The organism is Streptomyces sp. Y2F8-2 (assembly GCF_014905555.1).
Lineage (GTDB): Bacteria > Actinomycetota > Actinomycetes > Streptomycetales > Streptomycetaceae > Streptomyces > Streptomyces cynarae.
In genome coordinates, this window is the sequence record NZ_BNGS01000002.1 from 765,638 (window position 1) to 791,509 (window position 25,872).

General features: G+C 70.1%; 21 protein-coding genes and 2 pseudogenes. 11 read left to right on the top strand and 12 right to left on the bottom strand.

Going from position 1 to position 25,872, the window contains the following annotated elements; genetic code table 11:
- Positions 1-231 precede the first annotated feature (231 nt).
- The gene (locus tag SY2F82_RS08810) at positions 232-3,042 is read right to left on the bottom strand and encodes an aconitate hydratase (RefSeq protein ID WP_200418395.1); all 2,811 of its coding nucleotides are present in this window, start codon (positions 3,040-3,042) and stop codon (positions 232-234) included.
- Positions 3,043-3,316: 274 nt separating this feature from the next.
- Here SY2F82_RS08810 and SY2F82_RS08815 point away from each other — a divergent pair, with 274 nt between their 5' ends.
- The 3 genes from SY2F82_RS08815 to SY2F82_RS08825 all read left to right on the top strand — a co-directional run bounded on the left by SY2F82_RS08815 (position 3,317) and on the right by SY2F82_RS08825 (position 7,180).
- Entirely contained in the window at positions 3,317-4,846 is a 1,530-nt protein-coding gene (locus tag SY2F82_RS08815; RefSeq protein ID WP_200418396.1) for a UDP-N-acetylglucosamine 1-carboxyvinyltransferase, read from the top strand.
- 335 nt (positions 4,847-5,181) lie between these two features.
- Positions 5,182-5,661: an ATP-binding protein gene (locus tag SY2F82_RS08820; RefSeq protein ID WP_200418397.1), complete on the top strand. Its 480-nt coding sequence runs from the start codon at positions 5,182-5,184 to the stop codon at positions 5,659-5,661.
- A gap of 667 nt (positions 5,662-6,328) precedes the next feature.
- Positions 6,329-7,180, top strand: a complete 852-nt coding sequence (locus SY2F82_RS08825; RefSeq protein ID WP_200418398.1) for an RNA polymerase sigma factor SigF — start codon at positions 6,329-6,331, stop codon at positions 7,178-7,180.
- A gap of 324 nt (positions 7,181-7,504) precedes the next feature.
- On the opposite strand, the gene SY2F82_RS08830 is transcribed toward SY2F82_RS08825, so the two are convergent.
- Positions 7,505-7,672 carry a CsbD family protein gene (locus tag SY2F82_RS08830; protein ID WP_200418399.1) on the bottom strand — a complete coding sequence of 56 codons (168 nt, stop codon included), beginning with the start codon at positions 7,670-7,672 and terminating at the stop codon, positions 7,505-7,507.
- A 247-nt stretch (positions 7,673-7,919) separates the two neighbouring features.
- On the opposite strand from SY2F82_RS08830, the gene SY2F82_RS08835 reads away from it, so the two are divergent.
- A complete protein-coding gene (locus SY2F82_RS08835) occupies positions 7,920-8,090 on the top strand; it encodes a hydrophobic protein (protein WP_200418400.1) in 171 nt (56 codons plus the stop codon).
- Between the two features lie 837 nt (positions 8,091-8,927).
- A complete protein-coding gene (locus tag SY2F82_RS08840; RefSeq protein WP_200418401.1) occupies positions 8,928-10,121 on the top strand; it encodes a PP2C family protein-serine/threonine phosphatase in 1,194 nt (397 codons plus the stop codon).
- Positions 10,122-10,136: 15 nt separating this feature from the next.
- Here the strand turns inward: SY2F82_RS08840 and SY2F82_RS08845 are convergent.
- A pseudogene (locus SY2F82_RS08845) lies at positions 10,137-10,520 on the bottom strand (transposase); the annotation flags it as partial.
- Between SY2F82_RS08845 and SY2F82_RS08850 the strand changes: the two are divergent.
- A complete protein-coding gene (locus tag SY2F82_RS08850; RefSeq protein WP_200418402.1) occupies positions 10,498-11,121 on the top strand; it encodes a PP2C family protein-serine/threonine phosphatase in 624 nt (207 codons plus the stop codon). The pseudogene SY2F82_RS08845 and the gene SY2F82_RS08850 sit on opposite strands and share 23 nt — an antisense overlap.
- A 43-nt stretch (positions 11,122-11,164) precedes the next feature.
- Here the strand turns inward: SY2F82_RS08850 and SY2F82_RS08855 are convergent, their stop codons facing one another.
- The 3 genes from SY2F82_RS08855 to SY2F82_RS08865 all read right to left on the bottom strand — a co-directional run bounded on the left by SY2F82_RS08855 (position 11,165) and on the right by SY2F82_RS08865 (position 14,335).
- On the bottom strand, positions 11,165-13,438 hold the full coding sequence (locus SY2F82_RS08855; protein ID WP_236041280.1) for a GAF domain-containing SpoIIE family protein phosphatase: 2,274 nt from the start codon (positions 13,436-13,438) through the stop codon (positions 11,165-11,167).
- A gap of 7 nt (positions 13,439-13,445) precedes the next feature.
- Positions 13,446-13,841: an STAS domain-containing protein gene (locus SY2F82_RS08860; protein ID WP_200418403.1), complete on the bottom strand. Its 396-nt coding sequence runs from the start codon at positions 13,839-13,841 to the stop codon at positions 13,446-13,448.
- Positions 13,842-13,963: 122 nt separating this feature from the next.
- The gene (locus SY2F82_RS08865) at positions 13,964-14,335 is read right to left on the bottom strand and encodes a helix-turn-helix domain-containing protein (RefSeq protein ID WP_200418404.1); all 372 of its coding nucleotides are present in this window, start codon (positions 14,333-14,335) and stop codon (positions 13,964-13,966) included.
- 130 nt (positions 14,336-14,465) lie between these two features.
- Between SY2F82_RS08865 and SY2F82_RS08870 the strand changes: the two genes are divergently transcribed.
- The gene (locus SY2F82_RS08870; protein WP_200418405.1) at positions 14,466-15,338 is read left to right on the top strand and encodes an anti-sigma factor antagonist; all 873 of its coding nucleotides are present in this window, start codon (positions 14,466-14,468) and stop codon (positions 15,336-15,338) included.
- 323 nt (positions 15,339-15,661) lie between these two features.
- Here SY2F82_RS08870 and SY2F82_RS38735 read toward each other — a convergent pair.
- A pseudogene (locus SY2F82_RS38735) lies at positions 15,662-16,230 on the bottom strand (transcriptional regulator); the annotation flags it as partial.
- 287 nt (positions 16,231-16,517) lie between these two features.
- On the opposite strand from SY2F82_RS38735, the gene SY2F82_RS08875 reads away from it, so the two are divergent.
- On the top strand, positions 16,518-17,477 hold the full coding sequence (locus SY2F82_RS08875) for an adenylyl-sulfate kinase (RefSeq protein ID WP_200418406.1): 960 nt from the start codon (positions 16,518-16,520) through the stop codon (positions 17,475-17,477).
- A 51-nt stretch (positions 17,478-17,528) separates the two neighbouring features.
- Positions 17,529-17,921: an SCO5389 family protein gene (locus tag SY2F82_RS08880; protein WP_200418407.1), complete on the top strand. Its 393-nt coding sequence runs from the start codon at positions 17,529-17,531 to the stop codon at positions 17,919-17,921.
- A gap of 379 nt (positions 17,922-18,300) precedes the next feature.
- On the opposite strand, the gene SY2F82_RS08885 is transcribed toward SY2F82_RS08880, so the two are convergent.
- The 4 genes from SY2F82_RS08885 to SY2F82_RS08900 form a co-directional block, all read right to left on the bottom strand.
- A complete protein-coding gene (locus SY2F82_RS08885) occupies positions 18,301-18,741 on the bottom strand; it encodes a DUF6299 family protein (RefSeq protein WP_200418408.1) in 441 nt (146 codons plus the stop codon).
- Between the two features lie 351 nt (positions 18,742-19,092).
- Positions 19,093-19,206 carry an alpha/beta fold hydrolase gene (locus SY2F82_RS39835; RefSeq protein WP_374707137.1) on the bottom strand — a complete coding sequence of 38 codons (114 nt, stop codon included), beginning with the start codon at positions 19,204-19,206 and terminating at the stop codon, positions 19,093-19,095.
- Positions 19,207-19,261: 55 nt separating this feature from the next.
- Positions 19,262-19,660, bottom strand: coding sequence for a RidA family protein (locus SY2F82_RS08895; protein ID WP_200418409.1), 399 nt, complete (start codon positions 19,658-19,660; stop codon positions 19,262-19,264).
- Positions 19,657-20,784: an acyl-CoA dehydrogenase family protein gene (locus SY2F82_RS08900; protein ID WP_200418410.1), complete on the bottom strand. Its 1,128-nt coding sequence runs from the start codon at positions 20,782-20,784 to the stop codon at positions 19,657-19,659. The genes SY2F82_RS08895 and SY2F82_RS08900 overlap by 4 nt, the downstream gene beginning before the upstream one ends.
- Positions 20,785-20,883: 99 nt before the next feature.
- Here SY2F82_RS08900 and SY2F82_RS08905 point away from each other — a divergent pair, with 99 nt between their 5' ends.
- Positions 20,884-22,671, top strand: a complete 1,788-nt coding sequence (locus tag SY2F82_RS08905; RefSeq protein WP_236041281.1) for an AMP-binding protein — start codon at positions 20,884-20,886, stop codon at positions 22,669-22,671.
- 15 nt (positions 22,672-22,686) lie between these two features.
- On the top strand, positions 22,687-23,520 hold the full coding sequence (locus SY2F82_RS08910; protein ID WP_200418411.1) for a PaaX family transcriptional regulator C-terminal domain-containing protein: 834 nt from the start codon (positions 22,687-22,689) through the stop codon (positions 23,518-23,520).
- Between the two features lie 5 nt (positions 23,521-23,525).
- On the opposite strand, the gene SY2F82_RS08915 is transcribed toward SY2F82_RS08910, so the two are convergent.
- Positions 23,526-25,871 (bottom strand): bifunctional salicylyl-CoA 5-hydroxylase/oxidoreductase, encoded by a 2,346-nt coding sequence (locus SY2F82_RS08915; protein ID WP_200418412.1) that lies wholly within the window; start codon positions 25,869-25,871, stop codon positions 23,526-23,528.
- Position 25,872 lies beyond the last annotated feature (1 nt).

Below are 25,872 nucleotides of genomic sequence, written 5' to 3' on the forward strand. Positions count from 1 at the left end.
TCGGCCACCGACCAGACCACCACCCGGCTCCTCAAGGAGACCGGCGGGACATGGAGCCGATACGCCCGAGGCGACCGCACACGGTGACCATGCACCCGCCCGGACCAGTAACTGCGGTCACGCGAACGGCAGGTTCGCGCACTCATGTCCCGTGCGGGCGGCGGTACGAAGACGGCGGAGGGCCGCACCCCCCGGGCGGGGGTGCGGCCCTCGACTGCCGTGCCGGATCGCCTACTTGCGGATCAGGCTGCGCAGCACGTACTGCATGATGCCGCCGTTGCGGTAGTAGTCCGCCTCACCGGGAGTGTCGATGCGGACGACCGCGTCGAACTCGACGCCGGTGTCGGTGGTGACCTTGACCGTGCGCGGCGTGGTGCCGTTGTTCAGCTCGGTCACGCCGGAGACGGAGAAGGTCTCCTCGCCGGTCAGGCCGAGGGACTCGGCGTTCTGGCCCTCGGGGAACTGCAGCGGCAGGACGCCCATGCCGATGAGGTTCGAGCGGTGGATGCGCTCGTACGACTCGGCGATGACGGCCTTGACACCGAGGAGCGCGGTGCCCTTGGCCGCCCAGTCGCGGGACGAGCCGGAGCCGTACTCCTTGCCGGCCAGGACGACCAGCGGGATGCCGGCGGCCTGGTAGTTCTGCGAGGCGTCGTAGATGAAGGAGACCGGGCCGCCCTCCTGCGTGAAGTCGCGGGTGTAGCCGCCCTCGGTGCCCGGTGCGATCTGGTTGCGCAGCCGGATGTTGGCGAACGTACCGCGGATCATCACCTCGTGGTTGCCGCGGCGGGAACCGTAGGAGTTGAAGTCGCGGCGCTCGACGCCGTGCTCGGTGAGGTACTTGCCCGCCGGGGTGTCGGCCTTGATGGCGCCGGCCGGGGAGATGTGGTCGGTGGTGACCGAGTCGCCCAGCTTGGCCAGGACGCGGGCGCCGGAGATGTCGGAGACCGGCTCCGGCTCCATGCCCATGCCCTCGAAGTACGGGGGCTTGCGGACGTAGGTGGACTCCGGGTCCCACTCGAAGGTGTTGCCGGTCGGGACCGGGAGGGACTGCCACTGGGCGTCGCCCGCGAAGACGTCGCTGTAGGACTTGGAGAACATGTCCTCGCCGATGGCGTTGGCGACGACCTCGTTGACCTCGGCCTCGGTCGGCCAGATGTCCTTCAGGTAGACCGGGTTGCCGTCCTGGTCGGTGCCCAGGGCGTCCTTCGTGATGTCCACCTTCATGGAGCCCGCGATGGCGTAGGCGACGACCAGCGGCGGGGACGCCAGGTAGTTCATCTTGACGTCGGGGTTGATACGGCCCTCGAAGTTCCGGTTGCCGGAGAGGACCGAGGTGACCGCGAGGTCGTGGTCGTTGACGGCCTTGGAGACCTCCTCCGGCAGCGGGCCGGAGTTGCCGATGCAGGTGGTGCAGCCGTAGCCGACGAGGTTGAAGCCCAGCTTGTCCAGGTACGGGGTGAGGCCGGCCTTCTCGAAGTAGTCGGTGACGACCTTCGAGCCCGGGGCGAGGGTGGACTTGACCCACGGCTTGCGGGTCAGGCCCTTCTCGACCGCCTTCTTGGCCACCAGGGCCGCGCCGATCATGACGTACGGGTTGGAGGTGTTGGTGCAGGAGGTGATGGCCGCGACCGTCACCGCACCGTGGTCCAGCTCGTAGGTCGTGCCGTCGGGGGCGGTGACCTGAACCGGGTTGGACGGTACGGCACCGGTGCCCTGGCCGTGCTGCGGGGCGCCGGCGCCGTTCTCCTCGTGGCCGTAGGCCGGGGCGTCGGAGGCCGGGAAGGACTCGGCGCTGGCCTCGTCGACCGGGGAGGCGGCGGCCTCCGGCGACTGCGCGACCGGCGCCTCGACGTAGTTGAGGACGTCCTTGGCGAACTGCTGGGCGGCCTCGGCGAGGACGATGCGGTCCTGCGGGCGCTTCGGGCCGGCGATCGAGGGGACGACCGTGGACAGGTCCAGCTCGAGCTTCTCGGAGAAGTCCGGCTCGGCCTTCGGGTCCAGCCACAGGCCCTGCTGCTTGGCGTAGGCCTCCACGAGCGCGACCTGCTGGTCGGAGCGGCCGGTCAGGCGCAGGTAGTTCAGGGTCTCGTCGTCGATCGGGAAGATCGCGGCGGTGGAGCCGAACTCCGGCGACATGTTGCCGATGGTGGCGCGGTTGGCGAGCGAGGTGGCGGCCACGCCCTCGCCGTAGAACTCGACGAACTTGCCGACCACACCGTGCTTGCGCAGCATCTCGGTGATGGTGAGCACGAGGTCGGTGGCGGTGGTGCCGGGCTGGAGCTCACCGGTGAGCTTGAAGCCGACGACGCGCGGGATGAGCATGGAGACCGGCTGGCCGAGCATGGCGGCCTCGGCCTCGATGCCGCCGACGCCCCAGCCGAGGACGCCGAGGCCGTTGACCATCGTGGTGTGGGAGTCGGTGCCGACCAGGGTGTCCGGGTAGGCCTTGCCGTCACGGACCATCACCACGCGGGCGAGGTGCTCGATGTTGACCTGGTGGACGATGCCGGTGCCCGGGGGGACGACCTTGAACTCGTCGAAGGCGGTCTGGCCCCAGCGCAGGAACTGGTAGCGCTCCTTGTTGCGGCCGTACTCCAGCTCGACGTTGATCTTGAAGGCGTCGTTCGTGCCGAACTTGTCGGCGATGACGGAGTGGTCGATGACCAGCTCGGCCGGCGCCAGCGGGTTGATCTTCGCCGGGTCGCCGCCCAGCTCCTTGACGGCCTCGCGCATGGTGGCGAGGTCCACGACACAGGGCACGCCGGTGAAGTCCTGCATGATCACGCGGGCCGGCGTGAACTGGATCTCCTGCGACGGCTGGGCCTGGGAGTCCCAGTTGCCGAGGGCGCGGATGTGGTCGGCGGTGATGTTCGCGCCGTCCTCGGTGCGGAGCAGGTTCTCCAGCAGGACCTTGAGGCTGTAGGGCAGGCGGGCCGAGCCCTCCACCTTGTCCAGCCGGAAGATCTCGTACGACTCGTCGCCCACCTGCAGCGTGCTGCGGGCGTCGAAGCTGTTCGCCGACACGACAGTCTCCTTCATTGATGTGCGCGTACCACCACGATCCTGCCGCCACGGCTCTCGGCCGATCCGCTGAGGTCAGGCTAAGTTAGGTAACCCTTACCAGAGCGGCCACTGCGGTACGCCTCGGCAGATATCTCGATGTCGAGATAACTCTAGTACATGGGGCCGGGTAGGTCATGCGCGGCCGGAGCCCGCTGCGACACACCCCCTGTCACCAGGCATCACTCCGCTCCCTTCACTCGAATGGACCCCACAAGGTGCCGCATCTCATATCTGAGATAACCTCAGTCTCATGTCAGACGACTACCTCGTACGTATCGGCAAGCTCATCCGTGTCGCACGCCAGCACCGTGGCCTGACCCAGGCGCAACTCGCCGAGGCACTCGGTACCAGTCAGAGCGCCGTCAACCGCATCGAGCGGGGCAACCAGAACCTCAGCCTTGAGATGATCGCCCGCATCGGGGACGCCCTGGACAGCGAGATCGTGTCCCTGGGCTACGCGGGCCCCATGCATCTGCGCGTGGTCGGCGGCCGCCGGCTCTCCGGCGCGATCGACGTCAAGACGAGTAAGAACGCCTGCGTGGCGCTGCTGTGCGCCTCGCTGCTCAACAAGGGGCGCACGGTGCTGCGGCGCGTCGCCCGCATCGAGGAGGTGTACCGCCTGCTGGAGGTGCTCAGCTCGATCGGTGTGCGGACCCGGTGGATCAACGAGGGGGTCGATCTGGAGATCGTCCCGCCCGCGGACCTCGACCTGGACGCCATCGACGCCGAGGCCGCCCGCCGTACGCGGTCCATCATCATGTTCCTCGGTCCGCTGCTGCACCGCCTCGACCGCTTCAAGCTGCCGTACGCGGGCGGCTGCGACCTCGGGACGCGCACCATCGAGCCGCACATGATCGCGCTGCGCCGCTTCGGGCTCGAGGTCACCGCAACGGAGGGGCTGTACCACGCGGTGGTGGACCGGTCCGTCTCCCCCGGCCGGGCGATCGTCCTGACCGAGCGCGGCGACACCGTGACCGAGAACGCCCTGCTGGCCGCCGCGCGGCACAACGGCGTCACGGTCATCCGCAACGCCTCCTCCAACTACATGGTCCAGGACCTGTGCTTCTTCCTCGAGGCGCTCGGCGTCGAGGTCGAGGGCATCGGCACCACCACGCTCACCGTCCACGGCGTGCCGAACATCGACGTCGACGTCGACTACTCCCCCTCCGAGGACCCGGTCGAGGCGATGAGCCTGCTGGCCGCCGCGGTGGTCACCGAGTCCGAACTGACGGTGCGCCGGGTGCCGATCGAGTTCCTGGAGATCGAACTCGCGGTGCTGGAGGAGATGGGGCTCGACCACGACCGTACGCCCGAGTACTCCGCCGACAACGGCCGTACGCGGCTGGTGGACCTGACCGTGCGGCCCTCCAAGCTGGAGGCGCCGATCGACAAGATCCACCCGATGCCGTTCCCCGGCCTGAATATCGACAACGTCCCGTTCTTCGCGGCCATCGCGGCCTCCGCGCAGGGCAAGACGCTGATCCACGACTGGGTCTACGACAACCGGGCCATCTACCTGACGGACCTCAACCGCCTGGGCGGGCGCCTGCAGTTGCTCGACCCGCACCGGGTGCTGGTCGAGGGCCCGACCCGCTGGCGCGCCGCCGAGATGATGTGCCCGCCCGCGCTGCGCCCCGCCGTGGTCGTCCTGCTGGCGATGATGGCGGCCGAGGGCACGTCCGTACTGCGCAACGTGTACGTCATCAACCGCGGCTACGAGGACCTGGCCGAGCGGCTGAACTCGGTGGGGGCGCAGATCGAGATCTTCCGGGACATCTGAACGGCGCGGTGTCGTGCCCCTTGGAGGCAAGGGGCACGACACCTCAACATGCCAACTGACCTGCGGATACTAGTGGTCGATTTCGCCCGCGACGGTGAGCACGTGGATGCCGTCGGTGGAGGTGCTCTCGACCGACAGGCGGTCGGACCATTCCGCTTTACCGGTGTCCGTCACGCTTCCTCCACACTGTCGGAGATACTTACAGGCCGGCTGTTCCGACAGGACGACCATCGTACGGGTCCGCCCTTTGAGCGGCTGGGCCAGGTGGGGCAGCCAGGGCGTGGTGCTGCCGGTGGTGGGTACGCGGCGGGGCGTGAAGGGTGAGGACGGACTGTATGGGATCAGCGCCTGTGGAGGAGGGCGGCATCACGCCGGAGGCTGAGCCGATCCAGACCACGGTGGCCTTGGACGGGGACGGTACCTGTATCGCCGAGGCCCGTCACCTGGCTGTCCAGTTCCTGGCCGATGTGCAGGCCAAGCACGGGCTGCCGGTGTCGGCCCGCGCGATGGATATGACGCAGTTGGTGGTGAGCGAGCTGGTCACCAACGCCCGCAAGTACGCGCCGGGCCCGGTACTGATGGATCTCCGGATCGTCGGCGACCTGGTCGAGGTGGCGGTGTGGGACTCGCAGCCGGTGTTGCCGATGGCCCGGGCGGCGGATCCCGGCCGGGTGGGCCAGCACGGCCTGGAGATCGTGATGGCCGTCGCGGAGGCCTTCGAAGTGGAGCGCACGCCGGTGGGCAAGCGCATCACCGCCCGCATCGCCCTGCTCGACGGCCCAGGCTCCGGCATCATCGGACGCCGCCCCTTGTAGCACCACTGCTGCGCGGGCAGGGAAGCGCAGGTCGAACAGCTTGCCCGCGCCGGTCAGGTGAAAGAGCCGTGCGACAAGTGGGATCAGGATGCCGACCAGGGAGAGGCCAGCTCCTGACTCGCAGGCCTGTACCCACAGGTTCGGCCCGGAGCAATCACAGAAGGCGACGCCGGTGAAGTCCAACTGGATGCGACGTGCGCCGGCGGCCAGTGCGTCGTATAGGGCCTGGTACAGGTGCGGGGCGGTCTTCCTGGCCGGCCTTCGATGATGTGTGGCTGCCGTCCCCGCCAACACACTGCGCGTGCTGCGCATCGTCGGCCTCGACCAGGTTTTCACCGTCCCCCCGACAGCGAAACCGCCACGCGTTCCTGAGCAGGACGCCCACCCTGGGAACGAAAGCGGATTGACAGGTGTCGCCGGGCGCTGGAATCGGGCTATCCATCAGTTACTCATCAACCGGAAGTACATGCGCTTTGTCCGATTTTCCCCGGTAATGAGGTGGTGGGCTTGCTGAGGAGTGCCGGTGTCGGCGCCGAGGCGAAGGTGGTTCCGGGGGAGGCGGTGCGGCCGTTGTGCATTGGGGGAATGAGCTGCATATGCCGGGGTAGGCGCGCCGTGGTCGGCCCGCGACAGGCCGACAGGGTGCAGCAATAGGGAGGGAAGCATCATGGCGACAGTGACTGCGGCGAAGACGGAGACGGAGACGGGTGCAGCCGATCTGCCGGAGGTTGCCGACCCCTCCACTGTTGCGCCCAAGAATGCCCGCGACCTGTCCCGTCTGTTCTTCGATCAGTTGGCAGTGCTGGAGGAGGGTACGGCCGAATACCAGTACGCGCGGAACACGCTGATCGAGATGAACATGTCCCTGGTCCGCTACGCAGCGGGGCGGTTCCGCAGCCGTGGTCCGGAGGAGATGGAGGACATCGTCCAGGTCGGCATGATCGGCCTGATCAAGGCGATCGACCGGTTCGAGCTGTCCCGCCAGGTGGAGTTCACCTCCTTCGCCATCCCCTACATCGTCGGCGAGATCAAGCGGTTCTTCCGCGACACCACCTGGGCCGTGCACGTTCCGCGCCGCCTGCAGGAAGCCCGCGTCCAGCTCGCCCGCGCCACCGAAGAACTCCGCAGCCGCCTGGGGCGCACGCCGACGGTCAAGGAACTGTCCGAGCTGATGAGCCTGCCCGAGGACGAAGTCATCGAAGCACGCCTGGCCTCCAACGGCTACAACTCCACATCCCTGGACGCCGCGATCAACAGCAGCGAGGACGGCGAAACCGCCCTGGCGGACTTCATCGGAACCGACGACCAGGCCCTGGAGCTCGTCGAGGACTTCCACGCACTCGCCCCGATGATCGCCGCACTGGACGAACGCGACCGGCAGATCATCCACATGCGCTTTGTGGAAGAACTCACCCAAGCACAGATCGCCGAACGCCTCGGCTTCTCCCAGATGCACATCTCCCGCCTCCTCTCGCGCTGCCTGGCCCGGCTGCGCGAAGGCATGCTCACCACCCGCTGACAGCAGCAGGCGGCCGGGCGCAGACGCCTGGTCACACCACCGCACAACGCCCGGCCCAGCCTGGAACTGCTTTGCGTGTCCTCGCAGTGGCACAAATGTGATACTTAGGGGCGTCGGCAGAAACTGTGACGGTTCGGGCTGGCCGGTGTCCTCGAAGACACGCGGGTGACGGCCGGTCGAAGCAGGAGGTGAGCGCCCAGATGCCATCGGGCCGGCCGCAAGCATGGCCCGAACGTGTGCCGGCTTGAGACGCAGCTCACTTGGCGCAGGTGTGATGGACGACTGCGGCGTTCACCCCTCACATACAGATGCTTTATGAGGCGGTCAGCGCGGGCCGGCGAGTGACTCCTCGGCCTCGCGGGTATTGCCGCAGCCTCGGCTGCACGACCCTTTGGCGACCAGCTTCTCGTTGCCCGCAGGGCGCTTGGGCGCCTGGGCGACCTTGCCGACGGCCCGCTCCCCCTTGGTCCAGGCCTTCTCGCCGACAGCCATGGGCCCACCTCCTCCGGTTTGCGGTAGGAGGCTGGCTGCGCGCCTGCCTCTTCACGGCGCCGGCAAGCTCAGGCCGGGCCAGAGCAACGCATTGAGTGATCGCCGCTGCTCACCTGCCGTGCATCCACCGGCGGAGGAGGGAATCGTGCACGGCGCGCAGATTCCCTTCATCCTGTGGAAGCAACTCATATTTTGTGTGCTTGTAGAGACGAGATAAGGGCATTCGCTTGCCAGGAGGTTGATAACGATGGTTCCCCTGCTTCTGGTTCTTCTGCTGGCTCTCATTCTCTTCGGCGCCGGCTTTGCCCTGAAGGCGCTGTGGTGGGTCGCAGTGATCGTGCTGATCGTGTGGCTGCTGGGCTTCGTCGTCCGGTCCGCGGATGGCACAGGCCGCAAGGGCCGCTGGTATCGCTGGTAGACGCAGGACGGCAGCGTGAGGAGCACTGCCGCTTGTGCAGGTTGACGCGGGGCCCGGCCGGGGACGGCCGGGCCCCGCGTCGCACAAGAGGACACCTTCCCCGCCAGGTAACAGGGAGGGATCAGGCGTATAGGACACATCCTTGGGTACGTGTATAACGCACCGGCCCCGCACAAGAAGCAGTGGAACCCTGCACCTCCCATCTGCGCGGGGCCGATGCACCAGATATGGCATTGATTGCCAGCTCGCGGCCAAAACACCGGCCCCTTCTCGACCGTGGACGGCACTGGAGACGGCCGTGCAGGCGGCAGCCGCCGTACCTGAACTCTCACCGAGAGCGTCGGGGTGCCCACCCCGCACCTGCCATCCGGTGCGGCGGAGATTACGGTCGGCCTGCTGGGCGGCCTGGCGGTGCAACCGACACGGCGCACCCTCAGAGTTCGGCCGAGTCACCGAACAGGCATCTGCAGGAAAAGACCTCACTCGTTCGGCCTATGCGCTCACGACCGTGCCGTGCAAAGGCGAGGCGTTCGAGGTAGGGGGTGAGCCGGTGGGCAAACAGATCGCCACCTGAGTCGTCCTGTTGGAAGACCTGAGCAGCGGCATCGCCGAAGGGCGCCCCCTGCGGGACGACGGCCGCATTGGGCAGGTAGTCCCGGGCCGAACAACTGTCCCAGGCCGACCAGGGGAAACAGCCGCGCGACGACCGCGACCAAGGTGCCAGGCAGCGCGAGAGCTCGCCGCCGGCTCCTGACCTGTTGCGGGACCGGGTCGGGCACATGGGTGAGGCTCGCGACATTTCGGGGAAAAAGTGGTGGCAGCTGATGGGAGGTTGCCGTGAAGGGTGGAGATGTGGAACTGGGCGAGTTGCTGGCTGCTGCGGAGGCGGCGCCGCCCGGTGCGTCCGTCGACGTGGTGGCACGCGACCTGCAAAAGCGATGTGGTGCGGAAGATGTGTCCTTCCTGTTCGTCGACCTCGTCGGTCAGCGGCTAGTGAGGCTTGCGGCAGTCGACGGTGCCGTCGCGGACCAGGCTGAACCGATCGACCTGGGGGGCAGTGTCTACGACAGCGTTCTGCGCAGCCAGCGCCAGCATGCGGAACCGGACGGTCAGGGCGGACGCCGCGTTATCACGCCGGTCACCAACCGCGGCGACTGCATCGGCGTCTTGGAGGTGACCCTGCAGACCGCCGACGACACCGTGCTACGACAGGTCCGCGACGCGGCACACGCGCTGGCCTACATCATCGTCACGGACCGCCGCTTCACCGACTTGTACCATCTGGGCCGTCGCACCACCGAGACCAGTCTGGCCGCGGAAATCCAGCATCAACTGCTTCCCTCGGCCCCCTGCTGCGAGGCGACCCAGTTCACCCTGGCGGCCGGGCTGATGCCGGCGGACGACATCGGTGGCGACACTTACGACTACACCCTCGACCGCGACACCCTGCACCTGTCCATCACCGACGCCATGGGCCACGACACCAACTCCGCTCTCCTGGCTACCTTGCTGGTCGGCGCGCTGCGAAGAGCACGCCGCAGCGGCTGTGACGCCCTCAAACAAGCCCATCACGCCCACCAGGCCCTGCTAAGCCACAGCCGAGGCCTGGCCACCGGACAGTTGCTGTGCATCGACCTCAAAACAGGCCTGTGTGAACTCATCAACGCCGGCCATCCCTGGCCACTGCTGCTGCGCGATGGCACCGTCGATGAGGTCAAACTGGCCGTCAACCTCCCGTTCGGTGTGGCGGCACCCACCTCGTACCGCCTACAAGAACTTCAACTCTGTCCCGGGGACCGCCTGATTCTGCTCACTGACGGAATGCAGGAACGCGGTGCCGCAGCCGTCGACCTGGCCTCTGTCGTTCACGACACCCGCATGCTGCACCCCCGCGAAGCCGTCCGCAGCCTGACCGCCGCAGTCCACGATGCCTGCCATGGCAACCTCAAGGACGATGCCACGGTCCTCATACTCGACTGGCATGGCAATCGTGGGTCTGTCAAAGGAGCGGCCCTGTCTCACATTCGGTAGTGACGGAAAGTGCCCCTATCCGAGGAGGATGTGGTGGCGAAGAAGGGTGAAGCCTGCTCGTCCGTGCATCTGGCGCGCGATCCGCTTGGTCTTGGTGTCGACGCCCTCGGTGGGGCCGTTGCTGTACGGAAGCGTGAGCGCGGCGATCACGGCGTCCCGGCCTCGGTCCAACCCCCCGGTGAAGGCGTGCAGATGAGGCAGATCGGCTGCGCGGACCTGGACGATCCAGCGCGAGAGCCCGTCGGCAGTTTCTGCGCGAGGCATCAAGAGCTGTGCAAAGCCCCTAATAGTGGCGGCCAGTTGGGTCATCTCGGGGCAGGCGGAGGTTGGCTTGGCCAGGAGCTCGTGTTGTTCGGCTTTGAGGTTTCCGGGCCTGGTGAGGAGCATCCGGGCGAGCCGGGCCGCGGTCGGCGAAGCCGCCCTCCTGCTCAGCGCCTTCCGCCTCACCACCGCCCATCGCTCCAGCCTGCCCGACCTCACCGCCGCCCTGGACGCCCATGTCCAGCGTTACCTCGCCGACTTCTCCGCCACCGACGACGAGACCGGTGAGCGCTTCATCACCGCGCCGTTCCTGGACCTGCCCGAGGACGAACCTCTTGCCCGTCTGACCAACTGCGGGCATCCGCCGCCGCTGCTTCTGCGGCCGGGCCAGGAGCTCCGGCCGGTCGTGGCCGAGACCGGACCGCCCCTGGGCGTCCGCCTCCTCTCAGCCAGCATTCACGCCGAGACGACCGTGCCCTTCGACGCCGGCGACACCCTGCTGCTGTACACCGACGGCGTGATCGAGGCCCGCGACGCCTCCGGCACCTTCTACCCGCTGGCCCAGCGTGCCGCCCACTGGGCCCACTGCCCACCTGCCGCACTGGTCAGGCATCTGTGCCGCGACCTGTTCGCCCACACCGGAGGCCGCCTGGGCGACGACGCCCTGATCGCCGTCCACCGCGCCTCGCACTCCCACAAGACCAGCCCAGCCAGGCGGGGCCCGGAAGCCGCATGCTGAGTTGGAACGGCCAGAGCCCGGAGGCCGAGTCTCGGCCAGGCTGTCACACCACGGACTTACCTGATCTTCCAGACGTGCTTCTGGCGGGCGGAGTGGCGGTGAGGACGAGGGCGGCCTGGTCGTCGTGTATGCCGCGGGAGCCGGTGAAGGCGTGCACGGCGCGAGTGAGCCTGTCGATGGCCTCCTGCGCGGTCAGCGGTGCCCCGGGGGAGCTGCTGAGGGCGTGGACGAGGCGTTCCTCGCCGAACTGCTCCCGGTCGTCGTTGCAGGCTTCCGTGATGCCGTCGGTGTAGAGCAGCAGGCTTTCGGTCGGCCCCAGGTGCAGGTGGTGGGTGGACAGGTGGGGGTCGTCGGTGATGCCGATGAGGCTGCCGGGGCTGTCGACGAGATGTGCGGTGCCGTGCTGGTCGAGGTGGAGGGGGAGGGTGTGGCCGGCACGGACGAAGGTGAGGTCGAGACCCTTCTCACCGGCGGGGGTGAGGTGGCCGTAGACGAGGGTGACGAAGCCGGTGCCGTGGCTGTCGGGTCGCTGCAGGAGGGCTTTGTTGACGGCGCGGACGACTGCTTCGGGGCCGGGCAGGAGGGGGGCGACGGCGCGGGCGGTGTGGCGGACCAGGGCGGTGGTGGTCGCGGCGGTGGCGCCGCGTCCGCAGACGTCGCCGAGCATGAACGCCCAGCTGCCGTCGTCGAGGGGAAAGAGGTCGTAGAAGTCGCCGCCGATGTCGAGTCCCTCGCCGGCGGGGTGGTAGTAGGCGGCGGCCTGGGCGCCGGGCAGGGCCGGGACCTCGGGCAGGAGGAGGCCGGCCTGCAGGTCGCGGGTGAGGGTGACGCGCTGGGTGTACTGGCGGGCGTTGAGCGCGGCCGAGGTGGCGCGGCGGGCGAGTTCCTCGGCGAGGGCAATGGTATGGCCGTCGAAGGCGTGCTCGCCGGTGGACAGCAGGGTCAGGGCGCCAAAAGCGCGGCCCCGCTCCAGGAGCGGAATGCACAGGTAGCCGGTGACGCCCAGCTCGTCCCAGGGTCCGGGACCGGTGGGGGTGCGGCGGGCAACCTCGCTCAGCCCGGTGGCGAGGACGCGGGCGACGGCGTCGTCGGCGGCGTCGTAGACGGGAATGTGCGCGGCGAGCAGGTCCTGCTGGGCCTGAGTGGGGGCGGCGGTGGCGATGCGGCGCACCCGCCCTTTCTCGATGAGGTCGACCGCGCACAGCGGGGCCAGCACGGGAGTGCAGGAGGCGGCCAGGCGCTGCAGGGTCTGGGTGTCATCCAGACCGGCGTTGAGGGCGGTGCTGGCCTTGAGGAGGAAGGCGAGGTCGGCGCGGGCGGCCTGCTCTCTTGCCTCAGCGGCCAGGCGGGCTTCTTCCGCGTGGTGGCGTTCGATGGCCAGGGCGGCGGTGTCGGCGAAGACCCGGGCCAGGGCGAGGTCGGACTCCTGGGGCGCCCGGGGGGTGCGGTGGTACATGGCGAAGGTCCCCAGCAGCGAGCCGTCCCTGGCCAGGATGGGCGTGGACCAGCAGGCCGCGAGCCGCGCGGCCTCGGCAAGGTGACGGAAGTCGTCCCAGAACGGATCGGTGGCGATGTCGGTGACGATGACCGTCTTGCGCCGGTGGGCGGCGGTGCCGCAGGAGCCGACCCCGTCGCCCGTAGCGATACCGTCGATGGCCTGGTTGTAGAAGTCGGGCAGGCTCGGGGCGGCGCCGTGCCGCAGATGCTTTCCGTCGGCGTCGGCGAGGAGCACGGAGACCAGGACCTCTTCCGGAGCGAGGTCCTCGATCGCGCGGGCCATACCCTCCAGTACCTCGGCCAGGGGGGCCTGGCGGGCGATCTGCTCCAACAGCGCACGGTGCTCGGCCGTCAGCCGCTGGGCATGCTTGACCTGTGTGGTCTCCACCCCGATGACCCGCACACCGATGACGTTGCCGCCCGCATCCAGCCGCGGCTCATAGGTGAAGTCGAAAAACGCCTCGCGGGCCGCGGCTCCACTGCCGAGGATCACGCGGGCGTCGCGCCCGATGTGCCGCTGCCCGGTGCGGAAGACCTGGTCCAGCAGGGCGATAAAGCCCTGGTCGGCCAGCTCGGGCATCAGCTGCCCCAGCGGCACCCCGGTACGGGCCCGCTCGCCGCCGCCGATCGCGGCGAAGAACGCCTCGTTGGCGGCCTCCACCATGTGCGCGGGCCCCGCAAGCGACGCGAACACGGCCGTCGACCGACCGAACAGGGCTAGAAGATCTTCTTCGGCGCCCTGCCCGGCCGCAGCGTTCATGGTCCGGGCAGGCCCGGTCTGCGCGGCCTGGACAGGCTGCTGCTCTTGAAAGCGGGTCATGCCCCTGCTACCTCTCACTCGCCGCCTGCGGCGAAGACGATCCGTCCCCCGGGCGGGGCGCCGGCCCGCCTGCCTCGGCGGCCGACGCATCCGCCACCGTGCCATACAGGCCGATGACCTGGTCCAGACCCGTGAGCGCGAACACCCGCGTCACCGAGCCAGGGGCTGCCGCCAGCCGCAGCACACCCCTGTACGCCGCCAGCCGCTGGTGCGTTGTGATCAGAGCGTTGATGCCGGATGAGTCGCAAAACGTCAGGGCGGAGCAGTCGATCACCACCACCTCCGGCGGCTGCGGCCCGGCGAGCACCGCATCCACCGCCTCGCGCAGCTGCACGGCGCTGTTGAAGTCCAGCTCGCCGCGTAGAGCGATCACACACCCCAGCCCGCCCGGTTCGACGTCCACCGAAAACACCCTCGGCGCCTCCTCCGCCCTTTGATCGTGAAACGAGTATCTGACAGCCGGTATCGCCAGATACGGGCGGGCGCCCGGGAGCCCGACGCTGTTCGGGTGGTCCGTCAGGGTCTTCACAGTCGTGCGGGGTAATCAGGCGCCGGGCCGGCGGCTGTGCCCACTGGGGCCGGGGCGCGGTCGGCCTCGTCCTTCACGAGCATGGACAGCAGTGCGGCCACGGTCAGTCCGGCTCCTGCTTCGGCCGGGTGGCGCAGCACCTTGGTGGGATCGATCCGGTAGGTGTTGGTACGCCCTTCCCGGGTGTGGGAGAGGTAACCGTCCTGTTCGAGGTCGGAAATGATCTTCTGAACGGCGCGGTCGGTGAGCCGGCAGTGCACGGCGATGTCACGGATGCGGGCGTTGTGGTTGTCGGCGATGACGGCCAGCACCCGGGCGTGGTTGGTCAGGAACGTCCATCCGGTGTGCGGCTCGGGTGCGGTATCCATGCTCGCACTTTACCGAATGGCCGTTCACGAACCAGTAAACACGTACCTGGTTTCATGTATTGGTTGACGTATGTCGGGTGAGGAGGCGAGTCTGGACGCGCAACAGGCGGTCAGACAGGGGAGACGGGCCATGTCGGAACCTGCGCACTCTGCGCGGTCCCACAGCGCGAAGGGCACGCAACGCCCCAAGAGCGACACCCGGCCCGCGGCCGACTGGCCATGCCTGGCGACGGTCGACATCGTGGCGGACGGCGACCGCACGAGCGTGACCGTGCGGGGCGAACTCGACCTCGATGCCGTACCGCTCATCCGGAGCGAGATGCACGAAGCCCTGCACCGCTCGGGCAGCGCCATCGACCTGGATCTGCGCGCGGTCGGATTCTGCGACTGCTCCGGCCTCAACCTCCTGCTCGAACTGCGTCAGCGAGCTCTCCGCCAGGGCAAGACCGTAGCTATCCGTGCCGCAAGTCCCCCGGTGGGCCGGCTGCTCGAGCTGACCGGTACCCGCCAGTTGTTCGCACACCCCGCCCCGGACGCCAAGGACAGCAGGCGCCCGGGTGGCCACGACACGAATGCGTGCCATGACGCCGACCAGGACCTGCGCAGCGAGGTCAGTCAGCTGCGGCGTGCCATGCGGACCCGGCCGACGATCGACCTGGCCCGCGGCATCCTGATGGCCACCTTCGGCCTGAGCCCCGAGGCGGCCTGGAACGTGCTGGTCACCACCTCGCAGACCACCAACACCAAGCTGCACCGCCTGGCAAGTGCGCTGGTGAGCACTGTCCACGGCGCCACGCTGCCCCCCACCGTGCAGGCACATCTCAGGGCCGCAGTCACCGGTACGAACGCAGCATCCGCGGCCCCGGCGAACGGCCGGCGCCGACACCGTGGTGAACCTGCCCGCCATCTGCCGTTCAGTGGCAGGCTGGGGCAGATGCCCGCAGGCCCGGGCAGAGCCGACACACCCAGCTCGGCGCAACCACGGCCGGCCCGCCCTTCATGACGCTCCTCATGCAGCCCGCCGACCGACACCGCCTCCCGCCGAACTGATCCCCGACACCACGGGCCTGGACGCCCACCCACCGGGCTCGGGAACGCAGTCTGACCTGCACCTGCCCGGTTTCACGATCAATCTGCGCGCGCGACCGGTCCGTATGAGGAGCACCGTCAGCGCGTGAGCATGCCGAGCGCATGCCCTCGTGCCCCGTACGGTCTCCCCACGGAGCGAGCCCGGCCGCCCGAAGGACTGCCACGACCGCGCGATGCCGCCCGGCATGCTCCGCAGCCGAGCACCGCTCCCGCACACTGACCACCGTGTCCGAAGCCCGTGTCCTCGGCATGGCGGATCAAGCGCACTGCCGCATGCGGATCTCCGCAGCGAGTCTCGCATTCCGCTTCGACGGCATCCAGCCACGCCCAGAACTCCGCTGACGCCTGTCCGCGGCGAGCATAGGCACGGGCGGCCATCATGCGCTCGACTGCTGCCTCCCGGTCGTCCGCCCAGCCCGGAATGAAGGCCATGTGCGCGAGGACGGCTGCGCCGAGCAGCGCATCGTCCGCTTCGGCGGCGGCCTGTAGAGCCCGCAGGAGGGTCTCCGAAGCCTGCTCCGGCTCTCGCAGGTCGAAGAACTCGATGCGGCCGGCAAGGAGATAGGACTCGGCCAGTGCGGCTGCGAGGGTCTGACGGCCGGGTCGGCCGTTTCAGGGAGGAGGGCGCAGCCGAGACGAGCGTGCTCCAGGACCGCTGGGTGCAACACGGCAGGGGCGACGGACCAATACAGGTGCCGGTGTGAGCGCGTGACAGCCTCGAAGTCCCTGCCGACGGTCACTGGTTGCGTTGTGGCCCCACCTTGAGCGGGGACGGCCGTCAGCCGGGCTCCGGGCAGAGGCGCACGAGGCCCACCGCGCGGGGCCGCGCCCGTGCACGCCGACGCCGCCCGGTCGGGGCGGCATGGCAGGAGCCGCAGACGACAAGGGCGAGAGGGCGGTCCTGACGGCCGTCTGCGGCATCGCTCATCTTCCGTCTCCTCCGTATGGGTCAAAGAAATCCCCCGTCTGCGCAACGGGCGACCCAACTCGCCGAATGGGCCGCCCTAGTTGGGACGCCGGCGATTTGACACCGCCCCGCCGTACCACCAGCCTATGCGCATGACATCCATTTTCAATAGGAGCGGCTGAAGCCATGCGCGTTGCCTTCGTCGGCAAAGGCGGCAGCGGCAAGACGACCCTGTCCGCCCTCTTCTCCCGTCACCTGGCGCGCTCCGGAGCGCCGGTCGTCGCGATCGACGGCGACATCAACCAGCACCTGGCCCACGCTCTCGGCCTCGACGAGGACGAGGTCTTCGCCGCGCCGCCGCTCAGCGCGCGCACGGGCGAGATCAAGGAGTACCTGCGGGGCACGAACCCGCGGATCCCGTCCCGCGAGGCGATGGTGAAGACGACGCCGCCCGGACGCGGCTCCCGGCTGCTGCGGCTGCTCGGCGACGACGAGATCCACGGCCACCACGTCCAGGAGGTCGCAGGCGTCCCGCTCATGGTGACCGGCGCCTTCGACGAGAGCGATCTCGGCGTGGCCTGCTACCACTCCAAACTGGGCGCGGTCGAGCTGTACCTCAACCACCTCGTCGACGGCCCCGGCGAGTACGTCGTCATCGACATGACCGCCGGCGCCGACGCCTTCGCTTCTGGCCTGTTCACCCGCTTCGACATGACGTTCCTGGTCGTGGAACCGACCCGCAAGAGCGTCTCCGTGTATCGCCAGTACCGCGACCACGCGGCCGAGTTCGGGATCCCGGTCGCCGTCGTCGGCAACAAGGTCACCGGCGAGGACGACCTGCTCTTCCTCAAGGAGCACGTCGGCGAGGACCTGCTTGCCCACTGCGAGCAGTCCTCCTACGTACGTGCCCAGGAACAGGGCCGCGGCCACGGCGAGCTGGAGCTGCACAACACCCGCACCCTGGACCGGCTGCGCGCGGCCGTGGACGCCCGCCCCAAGGACTGGGCGGCCTTCCAGAAGCACGCCGTGGACTTCCACCTGCGCAACGCCGCCGCCTGGGCCAATGAGGCCACCGGCCAGGACCTCGCCACCCAGGTCGATCCGGACTTCCAGCACGGCCCCACAGCCCTGGCCGCCCTCGCCTGACCCACACCCCCTCAAGCACCGAACGACAGAAACAGAACAGGACGCCCCTTCATGTCACTCGACGTCTCCCCGCAGCTGCTCGCCGAAGCCGAGAACGGCGAGGTGCAGGAGCAGGACTTCGTGGAAACGGTCCGTACGTCCCTGCCGTACGCCTACGACCTCATCGCCCGCCTGGCGGACGAACTGCGGTCCGGCCCTGCAGAGTTCGCCGACAACCAAACCCCGCCGCCCTCCGAGAAGGAGCGCGGCCAGCTGCTGCGCGCTCTGTCCAGCGACGCGATCCGGGGCAGCCTGGAACGCCACTTCGGCATCGCCCTCGCCTTCCAGAACTGCCACCGCGTGGCCGCCTTCCACCCCGAGGCGCGCGGCGGCGAAACGCACACCCGCTTCACCTCCCTGCGCTCGCAGATCCTCAACCAGTCGCCGGAGTTCCGCGACTGCTGAACCACCGCCGCCGCGGCCGCCGACTGCCGAATCCGGCGTTCGGCGAACAGGTCGGCCACTTCCAGCCCTCGCCGGCCGCCGCCCACCAGGACACCCGGTCCTGGTGAGTGGCGGCCGCCGACCCTCATTCATCGTCACGCCGCTCGCCGCAGGACCTACTCCCAGCGACCGATGAGTCCTCACGCTTGTGCGGCAAGGGCTTTGAGCGGCGTCGCGTGGCGCGGCCCGAGCGGTGGCACGGATGGGAGGTGCACTCCTGTCCGGTGCCTTGGGCCACGGCTTGCACGACGAGCTCGGAGACCGATTCCAGGTCCGGCGACTCCGTGCAGGTCAGCGATCCGGAACTGCCCAATTCGGCAGGTCGCCAGGCCGGCTGGTCTCATCCCGCGGTCAGGGTCACGTCCTGTCGGCGGACCGCGTGCAAGCGCGGCAGCGGGAGTCCGGAGCCGCTCAGTTCCAACAGTGTGGCCTCGACGTGCGCGCGGCCCGTGGTGTAAGCGTCCTTGCGGGTCTCGGATGCGGTCCAGCGGTGCCCGAGGCCGTCGCAGACCGCCAGGGTGCTGCCGACGCCGTGGCTGACGTGGGGGTCGGCCTGGGAGACCGAGGCGGAGACGAAGACGGGGCCTCCCCCGCTACCCACGCAGCGGTAGGTGCCGGAGAGGGTGATCGTGCCGTCGGGCGCCAGGTGTCCGGTCGGATCGACGGTCACCTCGTCGGACGAACGGACGGCGAGTGCGCCCGCGGAGGGGGCGACGGACAGCAGCAGGGCCGCACCGACGGCCGGCACGAGGACCGTCCCGACGACCTGGCGCAGGATCATGGAAGCACCTCCTGAAATACCCGGAATTGCGGATTCCATAGGTACCGGGCCCTCGCGTCCCGGCCCGTGATCCTCACCCCTTCGGTGGCGAGTCCGCGCCGACGGTCGGGCGGCGCCCGCCACCTGGCGCCTGCTCGGTCGCCCAGAAGCACAGGCCGGTCGAACGTCTTCAATGCCTGATCGGCTTCCAGGAGTTCGGTCCTGCGGAGATGGGTGCCGTAGTGCCCGAAGTCGCGCGGATGGCCTTGTCGGTGCGCAGGGGCCGCAGCCAGCCGTCCACGATCTCGTCCGGCAACGGTGTGCCGCGCTGCCCCCCTGCTCGAGCGCAGCCGGGAGCTTTGGGGAGGTCACCTAGCGCCAGACGGTGTGGTCGTGCACCAGGCCGTGCAGGAGGACCACGACCGGGCCGTCGCCGCCCGTGTCCTCATAGGCGACGGGGCCTGCGGTCAGCGTGATCTCGGGCATGTGACGACTCCCCTCGACTCGCCCGAGGCACGCACAGGTCATGCCCGTGGCGTGGCTACGGGAGCACCGCGAAGCCGTCCAGTTCCACGAGCGCCTGCTCGTCCCACAGGCGCGTGGTCCCCACGACGGCCATCGCGGGGTAGTCACGGCCCGCCAGCCGCCGCCAGATGCGGCCCAGTTCGGGGGCGTGCGCACGGTAGTCGGCCACGTCGGTGGCGTAGACGGTGACGCGGGCGAGGTCGGCGGGGGTGCCGTCGGCGGCGCGCAGGGCGGTGAGCAGGTTGGCGAGGGCGCGCTCGAACTGCTCGGGGAGCGTGTCGCCGACCACCTTGCCGTCGCCGTCGAGGGCGGTCTGGCCCGCGAGGAAGACCACGCGGGTGCCGGTGGCGACGACCGCGTGCGAGAACCCCTTGGCCGGGGAGAGGTCGGGCGGGTTGACGCGCTCACTGGTCACGGGGCCTCCACGGTGGCGTACAACTCCTTGGCGACGATGCCGCGTTGCACCTCGCTCGCGCCCTCGTAGATCCGGGGTGCGCGCACCTCGCGGTAGAGGTGTTCGAGGAGGTGGCCGCGGCGCAGCGCGCGGGCGCCGTGCAGTTGCACGGCGGCGTCGACGACGTACTGCGCGGTCTCGGTGGCGAGCAGCTTCGCCATGGCGGCGCGCTTGGGGACGTCCGGGGCGCCTTCGTCGTACGCCGTCGCGGCCGAGTAGACCATGAGGCGGGCCGCCTCGGTGCGCAGGGCCATCTCGGCGACCTGGTGGGAGACCGCCTGGAGGTCCTTCAGCCGGCCGCCGAAGGCGTCCCTTCCGGCGGTGTGGGCGAGGGTCGCGTCGAGGGCGGCCTGCGCCATGCCGACCGCGAACGCGCCGACGCTGGGGCGGAAGAGGTTGAGGGTGCCCATGGCGACCCGGAAGCCGCGGTCGGCCTCGCCGAGCAGGTCGCCCCCGGTCACGGGCACCGCGTCGAAGGCGAGCGTGCCGATGGGGTGCGGCGAGAGCATGTCGAGGGGGGTGCCGGTCAGGCCGGGGCGGTCGGCGGGGACGAGGAACGCGGTCACACCGCGGGCGCCCGCGCCGGGGGCGGTGCGGGCGAAGACGGTGTAGAAGTCGGCCTCCGGGGCGTTGGAGATCCAGCACTTCTCACCGGTGAGCCGCCACCCGGAGGGGCCGTCGGCCTCGGCCGCGAGGGACAGCGCCGCCGCGTCCGACCCCGCGTCCGGCTCGGTCAGCGCGAAGGCGGCGACCGTGGTGCCGGCCCGGACGCCGGGCAGCCAGCGGGCGCGCTGGGCCGGTGTCCCGTAGGCGTGCACGGGGTGGGCGCCCAGCCCTTGCAGGGCGAGGGCCGTCTCCGCCTCGGTGCAGGCGTACGCCAGGGACTCCCGCATCAGGCACAGTTCCAGCGCTCCGGAGGTGAACAGCCGGTCGAGCAGACCGAGTCGGCCGAGTTCGGTGACGAGGGCGCGGTTCACGTGACCGGGCTCGCCCTTCTCGGCGAGCGGACGCAGCCGTTGCTCGGCCAGGGTGCGCAGCTCCGCACGCCAGGCCAGCTGGGCGGGGTCGAGCGAGAATGCGGTCATGGCCGGTCCCCTCTCCCTGACGGCCCCTCGGGGCCGGGTGGGCTGCTCACCCGAACGTATCGCGGACCGTTGACTGTCGTCACCAACACGATACGCTCGATGCGCGAGCCCACCACGACAAGGGGGCGAGACGCCATGGACCCGAGGGACGCCACCAGCGCCACGGACACAGCGAGCGCATCCGACACGGCGACCGCCACGGACACGGCGACCGCCACGGACACCGCGAGCGCCACGGACACCGCGAGCCGCGCGTCGGCCCAGGCTCCGCCACCGGTCCGCACCGCCCACCGCGACACCTTCGCCCGCGACCATCTCCCGCCCCGCGAGCAGTGGCCCGAGCTCCGCTTCGACCTGCCCGAGCTGTGCTACCCCGAACGGCTGAACGCCGCGGTCGAGCTGCTCGAGGGCACCGCCCCCGACCGCCCGGCGTTCCACACGGCGGACGGCGACGTGTGGACGTACGGACAGCTCCGCACCCGTGTCGACCGCGTCGCGCACGCGCTCACCTCCCGTCTCGGAGTCGTCCCCGGCAACCGTGTCCTGCTGCGCGGCCCCACCACCCCCTGGCTCGCCGCCTGCTGGCTGGCGGTCCTGAAGGCGGGCGCGATCGCCGTCACCGTGCTCGCCCAGCAGCGCCCGCACGAGCTGCGCACGATGTGCGACATCGCCCGGGTCGGCCACGCCCTGTGCGACGTCCGCGTGGTGGACGACCTGGTGAAGGCCGACGTTCCCGGGCTGCGCATCACCCCGTACGGCGGCGACGCCCCTGACGACCTGCTGCGTCTGCCGGTGCCCGAGGAGCCGTACGCACCGGTGGACACGGCGGCCGACGACGTGGCGCTGATCGCCTTCACCTCCGGCACCACGGGCCGCCCGAAGGGGTGCATGCACTTCCACCGCGACCTGCTCGCCATCGCGGACACCTTCTCGAGGCACATCCTGCGCCCGCGCCCCGACGACGTCTTCGCGGGCAGTCCCCCGCTCGGCTTCACCTTCGGGCTCGGCGGACTCGTCGTCTTCCCGCTGCGGGCCGGCGCCAGCGCCTTACTGCTCGAACAGGCGGGCCCCAGGCAGCTGTTGCCCGCGATCGCCGAGCAGCGGGTCTCGGTGTTGTTCACCGCGCCGACCGCCTACCGGGCGATGCTCGACGAGCTGGACGCGTACGACACGACCTCGCTGCGGCGCTGTGTGTCGGCCGGCGAGAACCTTCCCGAGGCCACCTGGCGGGCCTGGCACGAGCGCACCGGTCTGCGGATCGTCAACGGCATCGGCGCCACCGAGCTGCTGCACATCTTCATCTCGGCGGCGGACGACCGGATCCGGCCGGGAACCACGGGGCTTCCGGTCCCGGGGTGGCACGCGCGCGTGCAGGACGCCGACGGCGTGCCCGTACCGGACGGCGAGCCCGGACTGCTCGCAGTGCGCGGACCGGTCGGCTGCCGCTATCTCGCCGATCCACGGCAACGGGAGTACGTCCGAGGCGGCTGGAACATCACCGGCGACACCTACGTCCGCGAGCCCGACGGCTACTTCCGCTATGTGGCCCGCGCCGACGACATGATCATCTCCGCCGGGTACAACATCGCCGGGCCCGAGGTCGAGGACGCCCTGCTGCGCCATCCGGACGTGGTCGAGACGGCGGTCGTCGGGCGGCCCGACGAGGTGCGCGGGCAGGTCGTGGTGGCGTATGCGGTCCTCAGGCAGGGCGCGCGGCGCGACCCGGAGGCGCTGCGCGCCTTCCTGACGTCGGAGCTGGCGCCGTACAAGTGCCCGCGCGAGTTCGTCTTCCTGGACGCGCTGCCGCGCACGGCGACGGGCAAGCTCCAGCGGTTCCGGCTGCGCGCGGACGCCGACCCGATGCCCGCGCGAGGTGATCATGAGTGACGCCGACGATCTAAAGTGATCAACGTGTCCGATCAGCACGCTCAGCACGCCCCGAGGTCCCTCATCGTCACGTTCTACGGCGCCTACGGCCGCTTCACCCCCGGCCCGGTCCCCGTGGCCGAGCTGATCCGGCTGCTCGCCGCGGTCGGCGTGGACGCGCCCTCCGTACGGTCGTCGGTGTCGCGGCTGAAGCGGCGCGGACTGCTCGTGCCGGAGCGCACGGCGACGGGCGCGGCCGGGTACGCGCTGTCGCCGGACGCACGGCAGCTACTGGAGGACGGCGACCGCCGGGTGTACGCGACGGCGCCCCCGAAGGACGAGGGCTGGGTGCTTGCCGTGTTCTCCGTGCCGGAGTCGGAGCGGCAGAAGCGGCACCTGCTGCGCTCCCGGCTGGCGGGGCTCGGTTTCGGCACCGCGGCCCCCGGGGTGTGGATCGCCCCCGCACGCCTGTACGAGGAGACCCGGCACACCCTGGAGCGGCTGCACCTGGACGTGTACGTGGACCTCTTCCGCGGGGACCACCTCGGCTTCGCGCCGACCGCGGAGGCGGTGGGGCGCTGGTGGGACCTGGCCGCGATCGCCAAGCAGCACGAGGCGTTCCTCGACCGCCACGCGCGCGTGCTGCGCGACTGGGAGGCCCGCGAGGACACCCCGACCGAGGAGGCGTACCGCGACTATCTGCTCGCCCTGGACTCCTGGCGCCATCTGCCCTACGCCGACCCCGGGCTGCCGGCCGGCCTGCTGCCCGCGAACTGGCCGGGCGCCCGCTCGGCGGCGGTCTTCCGGGCGCTGCACGAGCGGCTGCGGGAGGCGGGGGCGGTGTTCGCGGGCGTGGCGGACCTGCCGTAGGTCTTTCAACTTCCCAGCGTCAGACGGGGCTTGGGGGCGTCGGTGCGACCGGTGTTGGGGCGCCTGCTGCCCGCCCGGTAGGGCGCGGGCCACACCGCGCCCTGCCCGCCGTAGCCCTGTTCGGCCGCAGCGTGCAGGGTCCAGTGCGGGTCGTACAGGTGCGGCCGGGCGAGGGCGCACAGGTCGGTGCGCCCGGCCAGGATCAGCGAGTTGACGTCGTCCCAGGACGAGATGGCGCCCACCGCGATCACCGGTACGCCCGTCTCGTGGCGGATCCGGTCGGCGTACGGCGTCTGGTACGAGCGCCCGAACGCCGGCTTCTCCTCGGCCACCACCTGCCCCGTCGACACGTCGATCGCGTCGGCGCCGTGCGCGGCGAACGCGCGGGCGATCTCGACGGCCTCCTCGGCCGTGGTGCCGCCCTCGGCCCAGTCGGTCGCGGAGATCCGTACGGTCATGGGCCGCTCCCCGGGCCACACCGCCCGCACGGCGTCGAAGACCTCGAGCGGGAAGCGGAGCCGCCCGGCGAGCGAGCCGCCATAGGCGTCGGTGCGGTGGTTGGTGAGCGGTGAGAGGAAGCCGGAGAGCAGGTAGCCGTGGGCGCAGTGCAGTTCCAGCAGGTCGAAGCCGGCGCGGGCGGCGCGGACGGCGGCGGAGGTGAACTGCTCGCGGATGTCGGTCAGCTGGGCGCGGGAGAGCTCGCGGGGCGTCTGGCCACCCGGTTTGTACGAGATCGGGGAGGCGGCCACGAGCGGCCAGTTGCCCTGCTCCAGCGGCTCGTCCATGCCCTCCCACATCAACTTGGTGGAGCCCTTGCGGCCGCTGTGCCCGAGCTGCACCCCGATCGCGGTGCCCGGCGCCTGGCCGTGCACGAAGTCGGTGACGCGCCGCCACGCCTCGGCCTGCCGTCCGGTGTAGAGGCCGGCGCAGCCCGGGGTGATGCGGCCCTCGGGGCTCACGCACACCATCTCGGTCATCACCAGCCCGGCGCCGCCGAGGGCCCGTGCGCCCAGGTGGACGAGGTGGAAGTCGCCGGGGACGCCGTCCACGGCCGAGTACATGTCCATCGGCGAGACCACGACCCGGTTGCGCAGGGTCAGGCCGCGCAACCGGAAGGGGGTGAACATCGGGGGTGTGCCGGGCGGGCAGCCGAACTCGCGCTCCACCGCCTCGGTGAAGCGGGGGTCGCGCAGCCGCAGGTTGTCGTGGGTGACGCGACGGCTGCGGGTGAGCAGGTTGAAGGCGAACTGGCGGGGCGGCTGGTCGAGGTACAGCCTCAGGTTCTCGAACCACTCCAGGCTGGCGCGGGCCGCGCGCTGCGTGGAGGCGACCACCGGGCGCCGCTCCTCCTCGTAGGCGGCCAGGGCCTCGGGCAGCGAAGGGTGTTCCTCCAGGCAGGCGACCAGGGCGAGCGCGTCCTCCACCGCGAGTTTCGTACCGGAGCCGATGGAGAAGTGCGCGGTGTGCGCGGCGTCGCCGAGCAGGACCAGGTTGCCGTGGGACCAGTGCTCGGCGACGACCGTGCGGAAGGTGGTCCAGGTGGAGTTGTTGGAGCGCAGGGCCCGGCCGCGCAGGGCGTCCGCGAAGATCTTGGTGCAGCGCTCGATGGTCTCGGCGGTGTCCAGCTCGGCGAACCCGGCCGCGTGCCACACCTCCTCGCGCATCTCCACGATGACCGTCGAGGCACCGAATTGACTCTGCGGCCCGGAGGGCCTCGTTGAGGGGTGGTGGTCGGGCGACGGGCGGGCATACGGGTAGCCGTGGAGCTGCATCACGCCGTGCTCGGTCTCGGCGATCTCGAAGCGGAAGGCGTCGAAGGGGAAGTCGGCGGCGAGCCAGATGTACCGGCAGCGGTGCTCCTCGATCGAGGGCCGGAACACCTCGGCGTACGCCTCGCGTGTGCCGCTGTGCACTCCGTCGGCGGCGATGACGAGGTCGTACGCCTCCGTGAGCCAGGCCGGGTACGGGGCCTCGGTGCGGAAGCGGAGGTCGACGCCGAGGGAGCGGCAGCGCTCGTGCAGGATCCGGAGGAGCCGCCGCCTGCCGAGCGCGGCGAAACCGTGGCCGCCGGAGGTGTGGCGCACGCCCCGGTGCACGATGTCGATGTCGTCCCACCGCACGAACTCGTCCTTCAACGCGGCGTACACGACGGGGTCGGCGTGCTCGATGCCGCCGAGGGTCTCGTCGGACAGGACGACGCCGAACCCGAAGGTGTCGTCGGGCGCGTTCCGCTCCCAGACGGTCACCTCGCGGGCCGGGTCGAGCCGCTTGAGCAGGGCGGCGGCGTAGAGGCCACCGGGGCCGCCGCCGATGACGGCGACGCGCAGCGGCCGCCCTCCGGTGCCGGTCATG

Bases quoted from the DNA above. Each gene is read 5' to 3' on its own strand.
- SY2F82_RS08830 (WP_200418399.1), bottom strand. From the start codon at position 7,672: ATGGCTGTCGGCGAGAAGGCCTGGACCAAGGGGGAGCGGGCCGTCGGC.
- SY2F82_RS08815 (WP_200418396.1), top strand. From the start codon at position 3,317: ATGTCAGACGACTACCTCGTACGTATCGGCAAGCTCATCCGTGTCGCA.
- SY2F82_RS08875 (WP_200418406.1), top strand. From the start codon at position 16,518: ATGCGCGTTGCCTTCGTCGGCAAAGGCGGCAGCGGCAAGACGACCCTG.
- SY2F82_RS08855 (WP_236041280.1), bottom strand. From the start codon at position 13,438: ATGACCCGCTTTCAAGAGCAGCAGCCTGTCCAGGCCGCGCAGACCGGG.
- SY2F82_RS39835 (WP_374707137.1), bottom strand. From the start codon at position 19,206: ATGCCCGAGATCACGCTGACCGCAGGCCCCGTCGCCTATGAGGACACG.
- SY2F82_RS08905 (WP_236041281.1), top strand. From the start codon at position 20,884: ATGCGCGAGCCCACCACGACAAGGGGGCGAGACGCCATGGACCCGAGG.
- SY2F82_RS08885 (WP_200418408.1), bottom strand. From the start codon at position 18,741: ATGATCCTGCGCCAGGTCGTCGGGACGGTCCTCGTGCCGGCCGTCGGT.
- SY2F82_RS08900 (WP_200418410.1), bottom strand. From the start codon at position 20,784: ATGACCGCATTCTCGCTCGACCCCGCCCAGCTGGCCTGGCGTGCGGAG.
- SY2F82_RS08825 (WP_200418398.1), top strand. From the start codon at position 6,329: ATGGCGACAGTGACTGCGGCGAAGACGGAGACGGAGACGGGTGCAGCC.
- SY2F82_RS08820 (WP_200418397.1), top strand. From the start codon at position 5,182: ATGGGATCAGCGCCTGTGGAGGAGGGCGGCATCACGCCGGAGGCTGAG.
- SY2F82_RS08880 (WP_200418407.1), top strand. From the start codon at position 17,529: ATGTCACTCGACGTCTCCCCGCAGCTGCTCGCCGAAGCCGAGAACGGC.
- SY2F82_RS08915 (WP_200418412.1), bottom strand. From the start codon at position 25,871: ATGACCGGCACCGGAGGGCGGCCGCTGCGCGTCGCCGTCATCGGCGGC.
- SY2F82_RS08865 (WP_200418404.1), bottom strand. From the start codon at position 14,335: ATGGATACCGCACCCGAGCCGCACACCGGATGGACGTTCCTGACCAAC.
- SY2F82_RS08870 (WP_200418405.1), top strand. From the start codon at position 14,466: ATGTCGGAACCTGCGCACTCTGCGCGGTCCCACAGCGCGAAGGGCACG.
- SY2F82_RS08810 (WP_200418395.1), bottom strand. From the start codon at position 3,042: ATGAAGGAGACTGTCGTGTCGGCGAACAGCTTCGACGCCCGCAGCACG.
- SY2F82_RS08835 (WP_200418400.1), top strand. From the start codon at position 7,920: ATGGTTCCCCTGCTTCTGGTTCTTCTGCTGGCTCTCATTCTCTTCGGC.